General features: G+C 62.0%; 22 protein-coding genes. 8 read left to right on the top strand and 14 right to left on the bottom strand.

Annotated elements, in window-relative coordinates; genetic code table 11:
* Positions 1–21 precede the first annotated feature (21 nt).
* Positions 22–420 (bottom strand): PleD family two-component system response regulator, encoded by a 399-nt coding sequence (locus tag ASD07_RS10930; RefSeq protein WP_055929366.1) that lies wholly within the window; start codon positions 418–420, stop codon positions 22–24.
* 149 nt (positions 421–569) lie between these two features.
* Positions 570–722, bottom strand: a complete 153-nt coding sequence (locus ASD07_RS10925) for a rubredoxin (protein ID WP_028104578.1) — start codon at positions 720–722, stop codon at positions 570–572.
* Between the two features lie 96 nt (positions 723–818).
* Here ASD07_RS10925 and ASD07_RS10920 point away from each other — a divergent pair, with 96 nt between their 5' ends.
* Together ASD07_RS10920 and hemL are read left to right on the top strand one after the other, a co-directional pair.
* Positions 819–1,628 (top strand): bifunctional hydroxymethylpyrimidine kinase/phosphomethylpyrimidine kinase, encoded by an 810-nt coding sequence (locus ASD07_RS10920; protein WP_055929363.1) that lies wholly within the window; start codon positions 819–821, stop codon positions 1,626–1,628.
* A complete protein-coding gene (gene hemL, locus ASD07_RS10915; protein ID WP_055929360.1) occupies positions 1,625–2,908 on the top strand; it encodes a glutamate-1-semialdehyde 2,1-aminomutase in 1,284 nt (427 codons plus the stop codon). Before ASD07_RS10920 ends, hemL begins: the two co-directional genes overlap by 4 nt.
* On the opposite strand, the gene ASD07_RS10910 is transcribed toward hemL, so the two are convergent.
* The 12 genes from ASD07_RS10910 to mpl form a co-directional block, all read right to left on the bottom strand.
* Entirely contained in the window at positions 2,905–4,023 is a 1,119-nt protein-coding gene (locus ASD07_RS10910) for a sensor histidine kinase (protein WP_082507260.1), read from the bottom strand. The genes hemL and ASD07_RS10910 overlap by 4 nt on opposite strands.
* A gap of 197 nt (positions 4,024–4,220) precedes the next feature.
* Entirely contained in the window at positions 4,221–5,081 is an 861-nt protein-coding gene (locus ASD07_RS10905) for a hypothetical protein (protein WP_055929355.1), read from the bottom strand.
* Positions 5,081–5,773 carry a hypothetical protein gene (locus ASD07_RS10900; protein ID WP_055929352.1) on the bottom strand — a complete coding sequence of 231 codons (693 nt, stop codon included), beginning with the start codon at positions 5,771–5,773 and terminating at the stop codon, positions 5,081–5,083. The genes ASD07_RS10905 and ASD07_RS10900 overlap by 1 nt, the downstream gene beginning before the upstream one ends.
* A gap of 98 nt (positions 5,774–5,871) precedes the next feature.
* The gene (gene corA / locus ASD07_RS10895) at positions 5,872–6,837 is read right to left on the bottom strand and encodes a magnesium/cobalt transporter CorA (RefSeq protein WP_055929349.1); all 966 of its coding nucleotides are present in this window, start codon (positions 6,835–6,837) and stop codon (positions 5,872–5,874) included.
* A gap of 102 nt (positions 6,838–6,939) precedes the next feature.
* Positions 6,940–7,317: a hypothetical protein gene (locus ASD07_RS10890; protein WP_055929346.1), complete on the bottom strand. Its 378-nt coding sequence runs from the start codon at positions 7,315–7,317 to the stop codon at positions 6,940–6,942.
* Positions 7,314–8,006 (bottom strand): monofunctional biosynthetic peptidoglycan transglycosylase, encoded by a 693-nt coding sequence (mtgA, locus tag ASD07_RS10885; protein WP_055929343.1) that lies wholly within the window; start codon positions 8,004–8,006, stop codon positions 7,314–7,316. The genes ASD07_RS10890 and mtgA overlap by 4 nt, the downstream gene beginning before the upstream one ends.
* The gene (gene aroE / locus ASD07_RS10880; RefSeq protein WP_055929341.1) at positions 8,003–8,824 is read right to left on the bottom strand and encodes a shikimate dehydrogenase; all 822 of its coding nucleotides are present in this window, start codon (positions 8,822–8,824) and stop codon (positions 8,003–8,005) included. The genes mtgA and aroE overlap by 4 nt, the downstream gene beginning before the upstream one ends.
* A complete protein-coding gene (locus tag ASD07_RS10875) occupies positions 8,824–9,705 on the bottom strand; it encodes an energy transducer TonB (RefSeq protein ID WP_055929338.1) in 882 nt (293 codons plus the stop codon). Before ASD07_RS10875 ends, aroE begins: the two co-directional genes overlap by 1 nt.
* A 45-nt stretch (positions 9,706–9,750) precedes the next feature.
* Positions 9,751–11,784 (bottom strand): ribonuclease catalytic domain-containing protein, encoded by a 2,034-nt coding sequence (locus ASD07_RS10870; RefSeq protein ID WP_055929335.1) that lies wholly within the window; start codon positions 11,782–11,784, stop codon positions 9,751–9,753.
* The gene (locus tag ASD07_RS10865; RefSeq protein WP_055929332.1) at positions 11,781–12,365 is read right to left on the bottom strand and encodes a chorismate lyase; all 585 of its coding nucleotides are present in this window, start codon (positions 12,363–12,365) and stop codon (positions 11,781–11,783) included. Before ASD07_RS10865 ends, ASD07_RS10870 begins: the two co-directional genes overlap by 4 nt.
* Positions 12,362–12,943, bottom strand: a complete 582-nt coding sequence (locus ASD07_RS10860) for a YqiA/YcfP family alpha/beta fold hydrolase (RefSeq protein WP_055929330.1) — start codon at positions 12,941–12,943, stop codon at positions 12,362–12,364. The genes ASD07_RS10865 and ASD07_RS10860 overlap by 4 nt, the downstream gene beginning before the upstream one ends.
* Entirely contained in the window at positions 12,943–14,325 is a 1,383-nt protein-coding gene (gene mpl, locus ASD07_RS10855; RefSeq protein WP_082507259.1) for a UDP-N-acetylmuramate:L-alanyl-gamma-D-glutamyl-meso-diaminopimelate ligase, read from the bottom strand. The genes ASD07_RS10860 and mpl overlap by 1 nt, the downstream gene beginning before the upstream one ends.
* 170 nt (positions 14,326–14,495) lie before the next feature.
* Between mpl and ASD07_RS10850 the strand changes: the two genes are divergently transcribed.
* The 6 genes from ASD07_RS10850 to prmA all read left to right on the top strand — a co-directional run bounded on the left by ASD07_RS10850 (position 14,496) and on the right by prmA (position 19,127).
* On the top strand, positions 14,496–15,104 hold the full coding sequence (locus ASD07_RS10850; RefSeq protein WP_055929327.1) for a hypothetical protein: 609 nt from the start codon (positions 14,496–14,498) through the stop codon (positions 15,102–15,104).
* Entirely contained in the window at positions 15,104–15,649 is a 546-nt protein-coding gene (locus ASD07_RS10845) for a TlpA disulfide reductase family protein (protein WP_055929324.1), read from the top strand. Before ASD07_RS10850 ends, ASD07_RS10845 begins: the two co-directional genes overlap by 1 nt.
* Before the next feature lie 115 nt (positions 15,650–15,764).
* Complete coding sequence (gene aroQ, locus ASD07_RS10840; RefSeq protein ID WP_055929321.1) at positions 15,765–16,202, top strand: type II 3-dehydroquinate dehydratase; 438 nt, start codon at positions 15,765–15,767, stop codon at positions 16,200–16,202.
* Positions 16,203–16,297: 95 nt separating this feature from the next.
* On the top strand, positions 16,298–16,765 hold the full coding sequence (gene accB, locus ASD07_RS10835; protein ID WP_055929317.1) for an acetyl-CoA carboxylase biotin carboxyl carrier protein: 468 nt from the start codon (positions 16,298–16,300) through the stop codon (positions 16,763–16,765).
* 75 nt (positions 16,766–16,840) lie between these two features.
* Complete coding sequence (gene accC, locus ASD07_RS10830) at positions 16,841–18,199, top strand: acetyl-CoA carboxylase biotin carboxylase subunit (protein WP_055929314.1); 1,359 nt, start codon at positions 16,841–16,843, stop codon at positions 18,197–18,199.
* Between the two features lie 16 nt (positions 18,200–18,215).
* Positions 18,216–19,127: a 50S ribosomal protein L11 methyltransferase gene (gene prmA, locus ASD07_RS10825; protein WP_055929312.1), complete on the top strand. Its 912-nt coding sequence runs from the start codon at positions 18,216–18,218 to the stop codon at positions 19,125–19,127.
* Positions 19,128–19,137: the final 10 nt, after the last annotated feature.

Below are 19,137 nucleotides of genomic sequence, written 5' to 3'. Positions count from 1 at the left end.
TTACTCTCTGTATTACGGTTTTTACGCACTGGCAGCGGCGGTGTGCTCTCGCACCGCAGCCAACAGGCTGTCTTTGGTGAATGGTTTGGTCAGGTAGGCTGCCGAACCGACCATGGCGCCGCGCGCGCGGTCGAACAGGCCATCCTTCGATGAGAGCATCAGCACTGGAGTGGAATGAAACTTGGCGCTCTTTTTGATCAGGGCGCAGGTTTGGTAGCCATCCAGCCGCGGCATCAGGATGTCGCAGAAGATCAGCGCCGGCTGCTGGTCATTGATCTTGGCCAGCGCGTCGAAACCATCTTCGGCCAGGATCACCTGGTATCCCGCCTGGGTCAGGAAAATTTCAGCAGACCGACGAATGGTGCTGCTATCGTCGATCACCATGATTTTCAGTCCGGTTCCTTGCGGTTTATTCGTCATTTCTAAAGTATTCGCTCAATAGTCTCGCTACGATAGCACAGGGCAAAGCCCTGTGGCAGATCATGCTGCTGAAAAGAAACACTTATTTATTTGAAAACTTGGAAACATTCATTAATTGTCAAGAAACTTCGTTTTCAAAAATATAACACTTAGATCGCTACCATTTCGAAATCGTCCTTGCGTGCGCCGCATTCCGGGCAAGTCCAGTTCATCGGCACGTCGGCCCAGCGGGTGCCTGGCGCAATGCCTTCTTCCGGCAAGCCTGCGGCTTCGTCATAAATCCAGCCACAGATCAGGCACATCCAGCTCTGGAATTCCTGGCTTGTATCAATGCTGCTCACGTTGAGTCACCTTCTAATAAAGTAAAATGCTGAATTAGGTATCTTAATCTACCCGCCGTGCAAAACCAAACATCTCCCTTGATCCTGACATTTGGCGTGGCCGATCCGGTCGGAGCGGTCGGCGTACATGCCGACCTGGCTGTTTTCCATGCCCTCGGATGCCGCGGCCTGTCCGCCACCACCGCCCTGCTGGTCGGTGACAGCGCGCGCGTCGAAGACCAGCAGCACGTCGATCCCGACTGGGTGGCCGACCAGGCCCGCATGGTGCTGGAAGACGTGCCGGTGCAAGCCTTCAAGGTCGGCGCACTGGACCACCTGGAACACGTCTCCACCCTGGCCGAAATCGTCTCCGACTATCCCGATGCGCCGCTGGTGCTCGACCCCTTCGGCAGCCAGTTGCCGCCGCCGGGCGACGAGGACGACCCCGAAGAACTGCTGACCGTGCTGCGCCAGCTGCTGGTGCCGCAGGGCACGCTGCTGATGCTGTCCGAAGTCGAACTGGCGCGCATGGCCGAGACCTGGCGCGACCTGGGCAACGGCGAAACCATGGCCGACGACGCCGAGCACCTGATCGACCTCGGCTGCGAATACGTGCTGGTGACCGGCACCAATGCCGGCAGCGGCCAGCGCGCCAACACCCTGTACAGCGCCGAAGGCGTGCTGCGCCACGACAAATGGCAGCACCTGCCGGGCCCATTCGTCGGCGCCGGCGGCACCCTGTCCGCTGCCATCGCCGCCTGGCTGGCGCACGGCCTGGCCGTGCCGGAAGCGGTGGAACGCGCCGAACAATACACTTACCAGGCCCTGCTCCATGCCCAACGCTATGGCATGGGGCGCTTTGTCCCCAATCGATTCTTCAAACCATGACCACTTCGAAAAACGATATCCTGTTTGAGCGCGCCCAGAAATCCACTCCCGGCGGCGTGAATTCGCCGGTGCGCGCCTTCCGCTCCGTCGGCGGCACGCCGCGCTTCATCACCCGCGCCGAAGGCCCCTACTTCTGGGATGCGGACGGCAAGCGCTATATCGACTACATCGGCTCCTGGGGCCCGGCCATCGTCGGCCACGCCCACCCCGACGTGGTGAAAGCGGTGCAGGATGCCGCCACCCGCGGCCTGTCCTTCGGCGCGCCGACCGAAGCTGAAGTGGAAATGGCCGAGGAAATCTGCCGCCTGGTGCCCTCGATCGAACAGGTGCGCCTGGTGTCTTCGGGCACGGAAGCGACCATGAGCGCCTTGCGCCTGGCGCGCGGCGCCACCGGGCGCGACAAGATCATCAAGTTTGAAGGCTGCTATCACGGCCATGCCGACTCCCTGCTGGTGAAAGCCGGCAGCGGCCTGCTGACCTTCGGCAACCCGACTTCGGCCGGCGTGCCGGAAGACTTTGTCAAGCACACCCTGGTGCTGGACTACAACAACGTGGAAGCGATCCGCGCCGCGTTTGCCGAATACGGCGACGACATCGCCTGCGTCATCGTGGAGCCGGTGGCCGGCAATATGAACCTGATCAAGGGCACCCCGCAGTTCCTGGGCGCGCTGCGCGAGCTGTGCACCCGACACGGCGCCATCCTGATCTTCGACGAAGTGATGTGCGGTTTCCGCGTCGGCCTGGGCGGCGCGCAGGAACTGTACGGCATCAAGCCTGACCTGACCGCGCTCGGCAAGGTAATCGGCGGCGGCCTGCCGGTGGCAGCCTTCGGCGGCTCGCAAGAACTGATGTCGAAGATGTCGCCGGTGGGCGCGGTTTACCAGGCGGGCACCCTGTCCGGCAACCCGGTTGCCGTGGCAGCGGGCATGGCCACCCTGAAACTGATCCAGCAGCCAGGCTTCTACCAGGGCCTGGCCCGCAGCGCGCGCCGCCTGGCCGACGGCCTGACCGCCGCCGCGCAAGAAGCCGGCGTCACCTTCTGCGCCGATGCGGTAGGCGGCATGTTCGGCCTGTATTTCAGCGCCAGCCCGCCCAACAACTACGCCGAAATGATGGCCGGCGACCGCGACAAGTTCAACCTGTTCTTCCACAAGATGCTGGATGAAGGCGTCTACTTCGCCCCGGCCGCTTTCGAAGCCGGCTTCGTCAGCGCCCGGCACGACGACGCCGTGATCGACGCCACCATCGCCGCCGCGAAAAAAGTCTTTGCTACGCTTTAATTCACTACCGGGGCGCCGCTGAAAGGCCGTGCGTCCATCGGGATGTCGATCAGGAAGGTGGTGCCGAGCGCTGCCGAACTGGTGACGATGATGCTGCCGCCGTGGCTCTCGGCCACGCGGCGCGCATACGGCAGCCCTACTCCCCAACCGTCCTTGCTGCACTTGCCGCGCCGCGCCCGGCGATAGACCTGGAAGATCGATTCCATTTCTTCCGCCGGAATCGCCTCGCCTTCGTTGTGCACCGCCAGCTGCACGCGATGGCCGCGACTGGCCACCCGTACCAGCACCGGCGTACCCGCCGCGCGGTATTTGATGGCATTGCCCAGCAGGTTTTCAAGCGCACGTTGCAACGAAGCGCGGCACCAGTGCCCCACTGCCGATTCGAATTCCACCTGCACCTGCACTGCGCTGCGTTCCATCGTTTGCTGCGCGACCTCGTAGGCCAGCAAAGCCAGGTCGAATTCCTCCAGGTGCAGCGGCAGGCGCTGGCCGCCTTCGAACACCATGCAGTCGAGCAAGTCGCGCGTCATGGCTTCGATGCGCTGCGCGTTGACCACGATGCGCTCGGCCAGCCTGCGGATATCGTCGCTTGGCGCCTTGCTTTCAATCACCTGCGCCGCCACGCTGACGGTTGACAGCGGGGTGCGTAGATCATGCGTCAGCGCGGCGATGAACTGCTCGCGCAGGGCCGACTGGATCAGCGCGAACGCCGTCACGCTTTCGCGGATGGCGCTGTCGATCGAGCTGGCAATCGCTTCCCGCTGTTCATGCGTCAGCGTCACGCTGCACTGGTGCAGCATCGTAAACAGCACCTGCCGGAACAACTGGTATTCGCGGATCAGGGTAGTGGTGTCGTAGCCGCTCAGGCGCGCCCGTTCGCCGCCATGCTCTTGCGCAATGACCGCCACGTCGACGCCGCTGGCCTGGTAATACTCATCCGTCAAAAGGCGCGCCAGGTGCTCGTAAAACGTCGGCAAGGTGTTCAGCAAGATTGGATCGGGCAGCTCGCCGGCTTTGCACAGCGTCTGCCGCGCGGCCTGGCACCAGGCTTCAATCACCTGGTCGCGCAAAGCCAGCATCGCTTGCGATGATGGAGACAAACCGACCTCAGTCATTGAGCCTCCAGGAAAATGTGCATTGTGAATCGAAAGAATCTTATGCAGATACTTTCGTGTCAATACACAGCGCAAGGCGATAAATAACTGACAAGTACAAAAGCGCCGCAGCACGGGCGCGCCTGGCCTGCGCCGGCAAACATCGCTTAACCGGCGGTTACAAGCAGTGTTGCAATCTTGCAGCGTTATTGCCGCGCTTATCCCGTTGCCGCATCGCACCCGGGCGCGGGCGGCTGCGCGCGCTTGAGTGGAAGCGACATCAGCCAGCCGCGCAAGTTCCTGACCAGCGCGCGGCCGCAGCGCTCATTGACCGGTTCGGCACGTTCGACCGCATCCTTCTTCCCTTCCAGGTAGCGAAAAGTACGCTGCGCGCCAGCGGCCGTTGCGACCGGCGCCAGTGCATGCTCGCGCACGATCTCGACTGACGCGCGGAACAGCGCGGCGCTCATTTCCCGCAGCCGCAAACCGCCGTTGCGCTGCCAGAACACGGCTTCGTTCTCGACATCCACGGCGCGCGATACCACCCGCACCGTATTGGTGTAGAGCGGCAGCTCGCTTCCGGCCTGGAACACCGACACCGTATTGTCAATGATCAGCGCGCTTTGATCCTGCGTCATGTAGAACACCGGTGAACTGGCAATGAGCCATCCTGACTGCGGCCGGCCACCGCTACCGATCCAGGGCACGCCCGACGCCGCCGGGAAGGCTCGCTCAGCGAGTTCGCCATAGCTGAAGGTATCCAGCGTCTTCCTGAAAGGCACCAGGATCCTGTCCGCGTCAGCTTCGATCTCGCTGCGCTGCTCTTTCATTTGGCCCTTGACCACCACTGCGTGCGTCGCCAGGGCCACGACAAAACCGGCCAGGCCAGGGGCCGGATACAGCATGTTGCTTGGGCCCTGGCCCGCCTTGTCAAAATTAACCTGGCCGCGGAAGTCGATTTTTTCCCTGTCCGGCAAACTCAGCGACCAGACGGCGTTCGGCGGCGCCGATTCGGCCGCTTTCGGCGCCGGCAGGCAAGCCAGCAGCACGGCCAGTGCAATGAAGTGTTGCCGCATCATTATCTCGCCAGTGCCCGGAGAATGGCTTCCCGCGCCCCGTCGAGCGCCTGGTAAAAGGCATTGCTCAGGCCAGGGAAGGCCGGCGCCTCGTCCCAGTTGCCGAGGGCGCTCTTCTGCTGCATCACCGGCTGGTACCATTCGTAGGTGTTGTCCTTGAAGTTGACGATATACACCGCGCCGCTCACGATGCCTTTGGGCTCGCCAGTTGGAATGTACGAAGAATAGGGGCGCGTGATGCCGATTTCGGTCAACTCCACCACCAGCAGCTTGTCGAGCTGGTAACGCGATTGCAGCGAAGCGTAATTCCTGGCGGCCGCATTGCGCCCTTTGCCGCTGGCTTTGGGCAGCTGGTCGAGCACGATCGGCTCATCGATCACGACTGGCAGCTGGCCGCGCAATTTCAGTGCTTCGGCGATTTCAGCCTTCATGCGCAACAGCTCCTCTGCCGCGAGGGTCCGGGTGTGCGCCGTCAGCGCGGCGTTGGCAACCGTGGCTGCAGCACGGGACAGCGGCCAGTCGGCACCTGGGAAACTGGTATCGACCTGTGGCAGCTTGCTCATCGCGACACCGACCCGCAGGCCCGGTTCCGCAAAGATTCCGTAGCCCATCGATACTGCGGCCTGGGGCGGCGCGGCGGCGCAGCCGGCCAGCAATGCCGCAATGGCGAGCAGCAAGCCAAATCGGAACATCATCTCAGCCCTTTCGTATAGTTGGAATTTTCCGCAAGCGGGAGTCGCGGCGAAATTTTACCTATCAATTGGGACTTAGCAAATGATTATGTTGCTTTAAGTCAACGCAGCCAGCCGCGGCGGCGGAAGTATAGCAGCGGCGCGGCGGCACTGACGATCATCAGGCCCCAGGCCCAGCCATAGCCCATCTGCCACTTCAGTTCCGGCATGAAGTCGAAGTTCATGCCGTACACTGAGGCGATCAGGGTCGGCGGCAGGAAGGCGACCGAAGCCACCGAGAAGATCTTGATGATCTTATTCTGGTTAATGTTGATGAAGCCGACGGTGGCATCCATCAGGAAGTTGATCTTATCGAACAGGAAGGAAGTGTGGCCGTCCAGCGATTCAATGTCGCGCAGGATCTGGCGCGCTTCCTCGAACTGGTCGGAATTGAGCAGGCGGCCGCGCATCAGGAACGACACCGCGCGGCGCGTGTCCATCATGTTGCGGCGGATGCGGCCGTTCAAGTCTTCCTCGTGCGCGATGGCGCTCAGCGCATCGGCCGCGTCCTTGTCGGTGAATTCTTCCTGCAGCACGCGGCCCGACACTTCTTCCAGGTTCTGGTAGATGCCTTCCAGCGCGTCCGCCGAATACTCGGCGTCGGTGGCGTACAGGTCGAGCAGCACGTCCATGTAGTCCGCGATCGAGCCGGGACGCGAACGGGCGCGCATGCGCACCAGACGGAACACCGGCAGGTCGTCGGTATGCACCGAGAACAGCATTTTCTTGGCCAGGATGAACGCTACCGTCACCACGCGCGACGGGCCTTCATCCTCTTCCAGCAGGAAGTCGGTACGCAGGTGGAGGTCGCCGTTTTCCGCTTCGTAGTAGCGGGCCGAGGCTTCGATGTCCTTGACTTCGTCTTCGCCTGGCAGGATCACGCCGTAGATGGACTTGACCCAGGCGCGCTCGTCTTCTGTCGGATCGGTCAGGTCGACCCAGACCGGTGCCGCTTGCTCAAGGTCTCCGCGCGTCTCAATAGGCACCTGGTTGAGCCGGCCATTTTGTAAAACGAAAACATTGATCATAGGCAATCTCAGCCGGACAGGGAGTGTAGAGCGCGGGTTCTAAAAAACTTCGCAAGTGTACCCGCAAAGGGGGAGGCGTTGCCACCCCGCCGCTGCAAATTTTTAACGCGTCGCCCGCTCGATGGCGCGGTCCGTCGCATTCGGCATCGCTTCCGGCGCCGGCTTCGGCGGCTCCTTCGGCGCTTCGATCCCGCGCGAGTCGTGGATCGCGATGACTTTGCCCTTCTCGCCGCAATCGGTATTGGAGATCACCGTCCTGCCATTGATAACGCACTTGCGCATCGGGGCCGCCGGCGGCGTCACCGTGGCCACCGCTGGCGCAGCCACTGCGGCAGCCTTGGCGCCGGCCTTGTTGAGCGCTTCGGCAAACAGGTTGCGGTCTTGCCGCATCGAGATCAGGGCAAACGCCGCAGCGCCGCCCAATACGCCCATCACGATCGCCACCGCGACCAGGCTGATACCGGATTGATTTTTATTCATGGTAAGTCTGCAGAATTCATTCGTTGCATGATGATGCCGGTACGCCGCGCCAGGTAGGCCGATTCGCGGTGCACATCATAATATTTAGGGCGCGGCAGCATCACTGCCAGCCGCGCCGCCTGTTCAGGTCCCAGCTTTGACGCCGGAATCCGGTAATAGTGGCGCGCTGCCGCTTCCGCGCCGTAAATGCCGCGGCCGAACTCCGCCACGTTCAGGTAGATCTCGAAGATGCGGCGTTTATCCATCAGCATCTCCAGCATATAAGTGATGATCAGCTCCTGCCCCTTGCGCAGGTAGCTGCGCGAGCCGGACAGGAACAGGTTCTTGGCCAGTTGCTGGGTGATCGTCGAGCCGCCGTGGACCTTGGTGCCCTTTTTCTTTTCCTGGTTATGCTCGTAGGCTTTCTGCATCGCCTCCCAGTCCACGCCTTCGTGCTCGGCGAAGTTGGCATCTTCCGAGGCGATCACCGCGCGTTTCAGGTTGGGCGAGATGGCCTGGTAGCTGACCCAGGCCTGCTGCACGCGCGCTTTCGGGTCCTTCTCCTGCATCGCTGCCTGCTGCTCGCGCATGAAGGCTGTCATGCCCGGATTATGCTCGACCCACCACCAGATCTGCACGAAGAAATACAGCTGTACCGCGAGAAAAATCGCGACCGGCACGATGATGAACCACTTCAGCTTCCTGATCATAGCTTGGCGCGCAGCTGCGCCAGCACTGCGGCTGTCTGCGGCCGTACGCCGCGCCAGAGCTGGAAGGCTTCGGCGGCCTGCTCGACCAGCATGCCCAGGCCGTCGCGCGTGGCGGCGCCATGGGCGGCGGCGAACGCCATGAAAACGGTCGGTTTGGCGCCGTACATCATGTCCAGCGCCAGCGCGCGGGGCGCGAAGATGGTGGCCGGCACCGGCGGCAGGTCGGCGTTCAGGCTGGCGGAGGTGGCGTTGATGATGATGTCGAAAGCGTCCAGCACGTCGGCAAAGCCGCAGGCCGACAGCACCCCCGCCCCGGCCAGCGCGCCGAACTGCTCGACCAGCGCTTCCGCGGTGGCGACGGTGCGGTTGGCGATGACCAGTGCCGCAGGACGATGTTCAAGGATGGGCAGCACCACGCCGCGCGCGGCGCCGCCGGCGCCAAGCAGCAGCACGCGCTTGCCGGTAATCGCCACGCCGGCGTTCTGCACGATGTCGGCCACCAGGCCGGCGCCATCGGTGTTGTCGCCCGTGATGCCGCCGTCGGCATCGAACAGCAGGGTGTTCACGGCGCCTGCCGCCTGGGCACGTACGGTCAGGGCGCTGGCCAGCTTGTGCGCCTCCAGCTTGAACGGCACGGTGACATTGGCGCCCTTGCCGCCGGCGGCAATAAAGGCTTGCACCGCGGCGCCGAAGCCGTCCAGCGGCGCCAGCGATTTTTCGTAGCTCAGTTGCTGGCCGGTCTGCGCCGCATAGGCCGCGTGGATCTCAGGCGACTTGCTGTGGGCAATCGGGTTGCCGAAGACGCAGTACCTATCCATTACTCCGGGCTTCCGTAGGAGACCTGGACCTTCTCTTCACGCGTAAAGACGAACTTCTGCACGATCACCCACAGGTCGTCGCGATCCTTGGAACGCATATTCGGCGGGAATTTGCCGAACGGCGCCGAGCGCCGCACGATGCTGATCGCGGCCTTGTCGAGGTCCGGGTTGCCGGAGCTGCGCTCGACCACGGTGCCGCCTTCCCTCTCATAGACGCTGCCGTCCTGGAAGATGGGAATGCTCAGCACCACCACGCCATACAGCTTGCGCCCATCCTTCTGCGGGAAGTTCAGCGTGCCGATATCCTCCACGCGGCGGCGGAAGGCGTTGTAATACATGGCATAGCCGACGCCCTGCGTGCTCGGCGACAGGAAAGTCTTCTTCGGCCGCTTGTTCTGGTCTTCGATGGTTTGCGTGATTTCCGCTTCCATGCGGGCGATGGCCTTGCTGCTTTCAATCAGCTCGGCGCCGGTGCGGCTGGGATCGGTCTGGTTCTTTTCCGCCACCGGCGCGGCAGACAAAGGACTCTTCCTGACCTGGGTCAGCAGGTTCTTCTGGCGCTCTTCGAGCTCCTGCATATAACGCTGGGAAGCCTTGATGCTGTCGCCGGTTTCCATGCGGCGCATGTCGGGCAGCGGGGATTTGGCACGGCCGGCATCGGCGTTGCCGCCGCCATCCAGGTCGGCCTGCGCCAGTGCATCGGCCTTCAGCGGCTTGGAGGCATGCTTGGCATTGACCAGGATAACTTCAAGGCCGGGGTCCGTTGGCTCGACCTTGAAATCTTTGGGGGCGACGAAATGCACCGTCAGCGCCACGGCGTGGAACAGCACCGACACTGCGGTGGCGATGACAAGGAACTGGTTTTCTTTGAAAGACTTCACGCGCTGGAATCAGAAATGATGCTTTTGAGAATCTTGAATTCTACTTCACTGTGGGCCTGGTTCGGTAACAACCGTCTCGCTGGCGAGCGCAGCCTCCTCCGCATCGGCCTCGCTCGGCTGCGCCGGATCGGCTGGCGCCTCTTCCTCGTCCAGTTCCGCCGCGGGCTCGGCAGGCTGGGTAATCGAGCCTTCCTGCAAGCGCGTCTCGATGGCCAGGTCGACTTCGTCCCAGCGCAAAACGTCCAGCTTCACGTGTGACCCGCGTGCAACAGAGGGCATGCCAGGCATGCGCACGATCAGCGGTATCTCGGCCAGGCGCAGCACTTCATCCTTCAGTACCACCGCCTCGACTTCCTTCGCGTTTTCCTGGCCCAGCCAGCGCAAGCACCAGTAACGTTCCATATTCGACTGGAAGTCCGCGTACGACGCATAAGCCGCGTCGAAGGCCGAGACGATGGCAAACAGGTTGGCATCCTTGTGCTTGAACGGCGCCACCATGGGCGCGGTCACACCGTGCGAGGCGCAGGCCAGGATCTGCCACTGGTTGACCAGGTCGGTATACCGGCGCAGCGGCGAGGTCGACCAGGCGTACTGGTCCACGCCCAGGCCCTGGTGCGGCGCGGCCTGGGTCATCATGCGCACCTGCATCTTGGCAGCCCAGCCGCCTGCGCCCTGTCCCTGGGTACGGTAGATGCCAGGCACCCCGTGGTCGTGCATCAGCTTGCCCCAGGTGCTGTTGGCGAAGATCATCAGCTCGGCCACGATCTTGTCCAGCGGCGCACCGCGCTTGCGGCGCGAGATCGTGACCACATCGTCTTCCACATAGAAGTTGAAGTCGACGCGGTTATTCTGTTCCGGCTTCAGGCCGAAGGCCTCACGCTTGACCATGCGGCCCGCTTCCAGGTGCTGGGCCCAGCCCCACAGCAAGGTCAGCTCGGCCTTGCGCGGGTAGTCGCCGGCGCCGCTGGCCAGGGTTTCCTCGTTGACCAGTTCGTCCAGCGTGTTGTGGCGCAGGTTGTTGGCGATCGGCACCAGCTCGGCCTTGGTTGCGGTCGAGATGACCGACCAGTCGGCCGGATCCAGCACGGCATACAGCGACAGCGCCGGGCAGGTCTTGCCTTCGGCCAGGGTAAAAGCCTCAACGATGCTGTCCGGCAGCATGGTGATCTTGTCGCCCGGCATATACACGGTGGACATGCGGCCGCGCGCGATCTTGTCGATGGCGTCGTCCGGCTTGATGCCCAGGCCTGGTGCGGCGATGTGGATGCCGACACGCACCTTGCCGTCCGCCTGGTGCACCACGGAGAAGGCGTCGTCGATTTCGGTGGTGGTCACGTCGTCGATGGAGAACGCTGCCACTGCCGCCAGCGGCAGGCCGGCAGGCGCGGCAGGCACCGGCAGCTCCGGGAAGCCATGGCCTTTCGGGAAATTCTCGAACAGGAACTTCGCCATGTGCAGCTCTTTCGGCGACTTGATGCCGCCGGCCGACAGCATCAGGCGCGCCGGCGTGGTGTGCGCTTCATTGGCGGCCTGCTCCAGCGCCTTGTATTCAATGGTGTTCTTGTCCGGCTTGAACAGCAGCTGGCTCACGATGTTCTGCATCGAAACCGGCAGGGTGCCCGCCTTCAGTTCCTCGGCGTACTGGCCCTGGATGACGGCTTGCTGCTTCTTCTTCTCGATACCGGCCAGTGCCGCCTTCAGCGTCTGCTCCGGGGCTTTCTTGTAGCGGCCGCGGCCCTTCTTGTGGAAATAGATCGGCGCCGCATGCAGGCTCAGGATCAGGCCGGCCGCTTCCGCCGGCTGCGGGGCGTGGCCGAAATACTCGGCGCCCAGTTCGGCGAAACCGAACTCTTCTTCGCCCGCCACTTCCCACAGGAAGTCCAGGTCGACGTCGGCGGCGATGGCCTTGGCCTGCTCCAGCAATTCAGCCGGCGCCGGCTTGTCGAACTGCAGCATCACGTCCTTGGTTTTGACCTTGTTGCGCTTGCCGCTTGCCATTTCAACCTGGTAGGCCTCGCCTGCTTGCGACAGCACGCTGCCTACTTTGAAATCGCCCGATTCTTCAAAAAATACATTCATTTCACGTTATTCCGTTCAAGCTTCAGCACCGGGGGCAGGAAGACCTCGGTCACCAGCAAAGTTCCTTCATGGCGCCGGTACAGGCAGCGCCGTGCATACAGTAAAGCATCCTCCGGCACCTCGGCGCCGTTGGCCGCCAGGGCCGCGCGTGCACGCAAGGCCAGCGGATGCGTCGCGCGCAGCCGCGCAAATTCCAGTTCGCCGCGCCGCACTTGCGGGTCGCCGAACAGTGTACTGCCGAGCGAGCGTTCGCCCAAGGCACTGAACAGCGGCCAGTCCGAGGCGTCCGCCGCCATCGGCACCACGGTGTGGGCGAAGACGACAGGCGTATTATCACACCGCAGCAACACTTCCCTCTCCCAGACACGGCCGGGGCGATGATAGCCGATGATATTGGCTTCGTCTGCCAGGCAGATTGCCGTGTCCTGGTGCAGCAGCTGCACGCGGAAAGCGCTGCTATGCGCTTTCAGTTTATCGGTCAGCGACCCGCCGCTGGCCAGCCAGTGGCGGTAAGGGTGCGGGGCGTTCGTTGCAAGCACGTGACCGTGCCAGTTGGCCTGGCGCAGCGATTGACCTTTCATCGCGTCCCGCCCGTGATGCCACAGAACTCGAGCACTTCGTCGAGGTAATCGGCGTATTCGCTGATAGCGTGGTCGCTGCCTTCCACCACCTTGCGTTTCGCGCCGCGATAGTGGACCAGCATCTGGCGGTAGTCCAGTACTTCGTCGCCGGTGCAGGCAATCAGGAAATAGCGCTCCATCTCCAGCATGTGGCCCGGAGACAGCGCCAGAAGCTCGTCTATATATTCACGCTTGAATTCGAACAGCTCATCGGAATGGTAGGCGGTCGTCACACCGACATGCTTCTCCAGATCCAGCGCCGCAACCACGGCCGGGTTCAAGACGACCGCGCGGCATTTGAGTTTTTCCGCCATCCAGGTGGCATAGTAGCCGCCCAAGGACGATCCGATGATGGTGAGCCCGGACGGCGGGACGTGCGCCACCAGTCCCATTGCCAGTTCCATCGCCAGCTTTGGGCTGGCCGGCAGCTGGGGGCAAATGAACTCCGCACTGCGGCCAAGCTGCGCCATCCGCTGCCCGGTCAGCCGCGCCTTCATCGACAGCGGTGAAGAGCGGAAGCCATGCAAGTACAAAATCATTACTTCAGCGCCTCCAGCAATTTCTGGTGCACGCCGCCGAAGCCGCCGTTGCTCATCACAATAATATGGTCGCCCGGCTTGGCCTGCGCCACGATGGCCTTCACCATCAGGTCGAGGTCTTCGTAGGCCGCAGCGATCTGGCCCATCGGCGACAACGCCTCGGCGAGCTTCCAGCCCAGGGCCTTTTCACTGCCGAAGCCGAATATCAGGTCGGCGTCTTTCAAACTGCCGGGCAGTGCGTCTTTCATGGTGCCCAGCTTCATGGTGTTGGAGCGCGGCTCCAGCACGGCCAGGATGCGTCCCGCCTTGGCGCCCGATTCATTATTGAGTTTCTGGCGCAGGCCGCCGACGGTGGTCTCGATGGCGGTCGGGTGGTGGGCGAAATCGTCGTACACGGTGACGCCGCCGACAGTGCCGCGCACTTCCATGCGGCGCTTGACGCTCTGGAAGTCTGCCAGCGCCTGGGCGGCGATCTCGATCGGCACGCCCACGTGGCGCGCGGCCGCAATCGCGGCCAGCGCGTTGGAACGGTTATGTTTACCGGTCAGCTGCCAGGTCACGGTGGCGGCCCTGGCGCCTTTGAAGATGACGTCGAAGCTGCCGTCGGCATGCTCGGCCATGGCCCAGTCGGCGCCTTGCGCAGCGCCGAAAGTTTCCTTCTCACTCCAGCAGCCGCGTTTCAGCACGCGCTGCAGGCTGCCTTCATCGGCATTGGCGATCACGCGGCCGATGCCGGGGACGGTGCGCACCAGGTGGTGGAACTGGGTTTCAATGGCGCCGATGTCCGGGAAGATGTCGGCGTGGTCGTATTCCAGGTTGTTCAGGATGGCCGTCTTCGAGTGGTAGTGCACGAACTTGCTGCGCTTGTCGAAGAAGGCGGTGTCGTATTCGTCCGCTTCAATGACGAAGAATTCGGAGTTGGCGCCGGGGCCGGTGAGGCGCGCCGAGATGCCGAAATTCTGCGGGATGCCGCCGATCAGGAAGCCGGGCGCGTAACCGGCGTGCTCCAGGATCCAGACCACCATGGCCGAGGTGGTGGTCTTGCCGTGCGTGCCGGCAACCGACAGCACCCATTTGTCTTTCAGGATGTGCTCGCCGATCCATTGCGGGCCGGAGATCATTGGCAGGTTGCGGTTCATGATCTCTTCCACCAGCGCATTGCCGCGCGAAACCACGTTGCCGATCACATAAAGGTCGGGATGCAATTCCACCTGCTCGGGGCCGAAGCCCTGGATCAGTTCAATACCCTGGGCTTCCAGCTGCGTGCTCATCGGGGGGTAGACATTGGCGTCGCAACCCGTTACACGGTGGCCGGCTTCCTTTGCCAGAACGGCAAGGCCGCCCATGAAAGTGCCGCAGATGCCTAGGATGTGGATGTGCATGGTGGTGATGGAAAAGAATCAAGAGCCGGATTTTACCTGATTAAAACCGGTAAACCGGGGTCCGGCCCGCGGGGTTGGTTCGCATAACCCAAACCGCAGACCGCGAGACCGTACAGGGTCTGACCCTATGGGTCAGACCCTGGTTTACCGGTTTTAGGTATGATGCATCCATGAACCCCGAGATCAAAACCGAAATCGCCGCCGCCGCCGCCCGCATGATTGCGCAGGATGGCGCCGACTACGGCAGCGCCAAACGCAAAGCCGCGCGCCAGATATTAGGCGACGCCCAGGCGCGCGACCTGCCCGACGCCCTCCCCGACAACGAACAGATCGAGGAAGAAGTCCGCCTATACCACGCTTTATATAATGCGGACACCCACCCGGCGCATTTATTCAGATTGCGCGGCCTGGCTTTGCAGGTCATGGAAATGCTGGAACAATACCAACCCTTCCTGACCGGCTCCGTCCTGCACGGCACGGCCGGAATGCACGACGACATCCACCTGCAAGTCTTCGTGGACAGCGCCAAGGAAGTGGAGATTTATCTATTGAACAAGAACCTGCAAATCGAAATTTCTGAATCGCCCCACTTCCGCGGCCCCCGTTTCGAAGACGCGGAAACGGCCAGCTTCATGTGGAAAAATACCGGCGTGCACGTCGAAATCTATGAACAGGACGACCTGCGCGGCGCAAAAAAGAAAAGCGGCGACAAGCTGCTGCGCGCCGATATCGCGGAAGTACGCACCATCCTCACCAATAGCTCGCACCCAGCCCAATAATGAAAAAAATTGCAATTTACGCCGTTGTCGCGGTCCTTTTCCTGGGCGCCGGCGCCTGGTACGGCATCCACACCAAACAAACCCCGGACCCGCTCACCACCACTGCCCCGGCCGGCGTGACCAGCCCCGTAGCCGCCCTGATGGCAGAAACCTTGCCAAATGATAAAGGCTCCAGGGAAGCGCTGGCGCAATGGAAAGGCAAGAACCTGCTGGTGAATTTCTGGGCGCCGTGGTGCGCGCCGTGCGTGGAAGAGATGCCGGAATTGTCGGAACTGCAAAATTCCGAGCTTGGAAAGAAGGTCCAGGTGCTCGGCATCGGCATCGATTCGCCATCCAATATTGCAGAATTCACACAGAAGGTGAAGGTCGCCTACCCCGTTTATGTGGCCGGCATGAGCGGCACAGAACTGTCGCGCCAGTTCGGCAATACGCAAGGCGGCCTGCCCTTCACGGTCCTGATTGGCGCTGACGGCACGGTCAAAAAGACTTACCTGGCACGCCTGAAATTCGACGACCTGAAGGCCGACCTGGCGGCCTTAAACTAGTGGAAGCCGGTCGCCGAACGACCGTTCTATTAACTTCCGCCAAGTTATTTTCTCTTGCCAATGCTCGTAGATGGCGGCAAAATGCGGAACTTTCGCGGAAAATGGTCAGGGAATCATGGCATCGAAGCTGTTGCTACTTAATGGCCCCAACCTGAATTTGTTGGGGACGCGCGAGCCTGAAACTTACGGCGCCAGCACCTTGGCAGACGTTGAACAGGCTGCGCAGGCACAGGCCAGGACCGCCGGGGCCCAGCTCGCCTGTTTCCAGAGCAACCACGAAGGAGCGTTGATTGACCGCATCCACGCAGCCCGAACCGAGGGCGTGGATTTCATCGTCATCAACCCGGGAGGCTATACCCACACCAGCGTCGCACTGCGCGATGCATTGACAGGCGTAGCGATTCCTTTTATTGAAGTACACATTTCGAATATTTATCGGCGGGAGGAGTTCCGCCACCATTCCTATCTCAGCGCAATCGCACAGGGGACGATCTGCGGGCTTGGTATCGAGGGATATCGTCTCGCCATCGACTTTGCCTTAAAAAGCAAGTAATCTACCGCGATCTGCGCACATCTAACGCGATGCCGCCCATAAGGCGGCATCAAAGTAACCGTCAACATAATAGATAGAACAAGGGAGCCAACAACATGGATCTACGCAAGCTGAAGACGCTGATCGACCTGGTAGCAGAGTCGGACATCGCTGAACTGGAAGTGACCGAAGGCGAAAGCAAGGTTCGCATCGTCAAGTCCGGCGGTCTGGCCCAAAACCAGGTAATGATGATGCCGTCGCAAGCGCCAACCCATTACGCACCTGCCGGCGCTCCCGTCGCCGCACCGGTTGCCGCGCCTGCCGCCGCTCCAGCTGCCGCCGAGCCAACCGGCCACGTTGTCAAGTCCCCGATGGTGGGTACCTTCTACCGCGCTTCCGCACCTGGCAACCCAGCCTTCGTTGAAGTGGGCGCCACCGTGAAAGAGGGCGACACCCTGTGCATCATCGAAGCGATGAAGCTGCTGAACGAGATCGATGCCGACAAGTCCGGCACCATCACCCAGATCCTGGTCGAGAACGGCCAACCGGTCGAATTCGGCCAGCCATTGTTTGTGATCGGCTAAAGCCGGGCCATGGCTGCAATGGATACCCAGGCAGCCAACACAACCTCCCCTTTCCACACAAACATAGAAGCTGCCATGTTTGAAAAAATCCTTATTGCCAATCGCGGTGAAATCGCCCTGCGCATCCAGCGCGCGTGTCGCGAACTGGGCATCAAGACTGTGGTCGTGCACTCCGAGGCCGACCGTGACGCCAAGTATGTGAAGCTGGCCGACGAATCCGTCTGCATCGGCCCTGCTCCTTCGGCCCAGTCCTACCTGAATATGCCGGCCATTATTTCCGCGGCCGAAGTGACCGACGCGGAAGCGATCCACCCAGGCTACGGCTTCCTGTCCGAGAACGCGGACTTTGCCGAGCGCGTGGAAAAATCCGGTTTCGTCTTTATCGGCCCGCGCGCCGAATCGATCCGCATGATGGGCGACAAAGTGTCGGCCAAGCACGCCATGATCAAAGCCGGCGTGCCTTGCGTGCCAGGTTCCGAAGGCGCCCTGCCGGATGATCCGAAAGTCATCGTGCAGATCGCCCGCAAAGTCGGCTATCCGGTCATCATCAAGGCCGCAGGCGGCGGCGGTGGCCGCGGCATGCGCGTGGTGCATACCGAAGCTGCCCTGCTGAACGCGGTCACCATGACCAAATCGGAAGCCGGCGCCGCCTTCGGCAATCCGGAAGTCTATATGGAGAAGTACCTGGAGAATCCGCGCCACGTGGAAATCCAGATCCTGGCCGACGAACATAAGAACGCAGTCTGGCTGGGCGAACGCGACTGCTCGATGCAGCGCCGCCACCAGAAGGTGATCGAAGAAGCACCGGCCCCCGGCATCCCACGCAAGGTGATCGAGAAGATCGGCGACCGCTGCGCCGAAGCTTGCCGCAAGATCGGCTACCGTGGCGCCGGCACCTTCGAATTCCTGTATGAAAACGGCGAGTTCTATTTCATCGAAATGAACACCCGCGTCCAGGTTGAGCACCCGGTCACCGAAATGATCACCGGTATCGACATCGTGCAGGAACAGATCCGCATTGCCGCGGGCGAGAAGCTGCGCTTCCGCCAGCGCGACGTGCTGCTGTCCGGCCACGCCATCGAATGCCGTATCAATGCCGAGGATCCGTTCAAGTTCACCCCGTCGCCAGGCCGCATCACTGCATGGCATACTCCGGGTGGCCCAGGCGTGCGTGTTGACTCGCACTCCTATGCGGGTTACTTTGTACCACCGAACTACGATTCGATGATCGGCAAGGTCATTACTTACGGCGCAACCCGCGAGCAGGCTATCCGCCGCATGCAGATCGCTCTGTCGGAAATGGTGGTCGAAGGCATTTCGACCAACATCCCGCTGCACCGCGAGCTGATGGTCGATGCGCGCTTCATCGAAGGCGGCACCAACATCCACTATCTTGAACAACGACTGGCAGAAATGCCAAAAGCAGGTAAATAAGGCAGGTAGTAATAATATGAGCTGGACTGAAATCGTCATCGAAGTAGCCCGTGAACACGCTGAGGCCCTGTCCGAAGCGTTGATGGATGCGGGCGCGCTGTCGGTGTCGGTGGAGGATGCCGATGAAGGCACCGACGCCGAAAAACCCCTGTTCGGCGAGCCGGGCATGGAGCCGACCGAAGCGGCATGGGATCATAGCCGCGTGGTCGCGCTGACCGATGACGAGGAAGACCAGGCCCTGATCGTGGCGGCTGCCGCCGGCGCGATCGGGCTGGCTCACCTGCCCAAGTTCACCACCCGCAAGGTGGAGGACGCTGACTGGGTGCGTTTGACCCAGTCGCAATTTGAGCCGATCCATATCGGCAAGAACATCTGGGTCGTGCCGAGCTGGCATGCAGCGCCGGATCCGTCCGCGCTGATCCTGGAACTGGACCCGGGCCTGGCCTTCGGTACCGGTTCGCACCCGACCACCAAGCTGTGCATGGAATGGCTGGAGGCCCATCCGGCGCCAGGCAAATCGGTGCTGGACTACGGTTGCGGTTCCGGCATCCTGGCCATGGTGGCGCGCAAGCTGGGCGCTACCACCGTTGCCGGCGTGGATATCGATCCACAGGCTGTGGTGTCTGCCAACGACAATGCGGTACGCAACCGCGTGGAAGATATCCAGTACTTCGTGCCGGATGATTTCGCGGAGTCGGCGTTTGCTGCGCAGCGTTTCGATATCGTGGTGGCCAACATCCTGTCCTCGCCGCTGAAGCTGATGGCACCGATGCTGTCCGGCCGCGTGGCGCCGGGTGGTTCGCTGGTGCTGTCCGGCGTGCTGGCGCGCCAGGCGGAAGAAGTCGCGGCGGCTTACGCGCCGTTCATCAAACTGAGCGTCTGGGCTGAGCACGAAGGCTGGGTGTGCCTGTCCGGCACGCTGGCATAAGGTTTTTCCC

It is taken from the genome of Duganella sp. Root336D2 (assembly GCF_001425005.1).
Classification (GTDB): Bacteria; Pseudomonadota; Gammaproteobacteria; order Burkholderiales; family Burkholderiaceae_D; genus Rugamonas.
The sequence above is the reverse complement of the archived record's forward strand: the minus strand, read 5'-3'. Positions and strand labels throughout refer to the sequence as shown.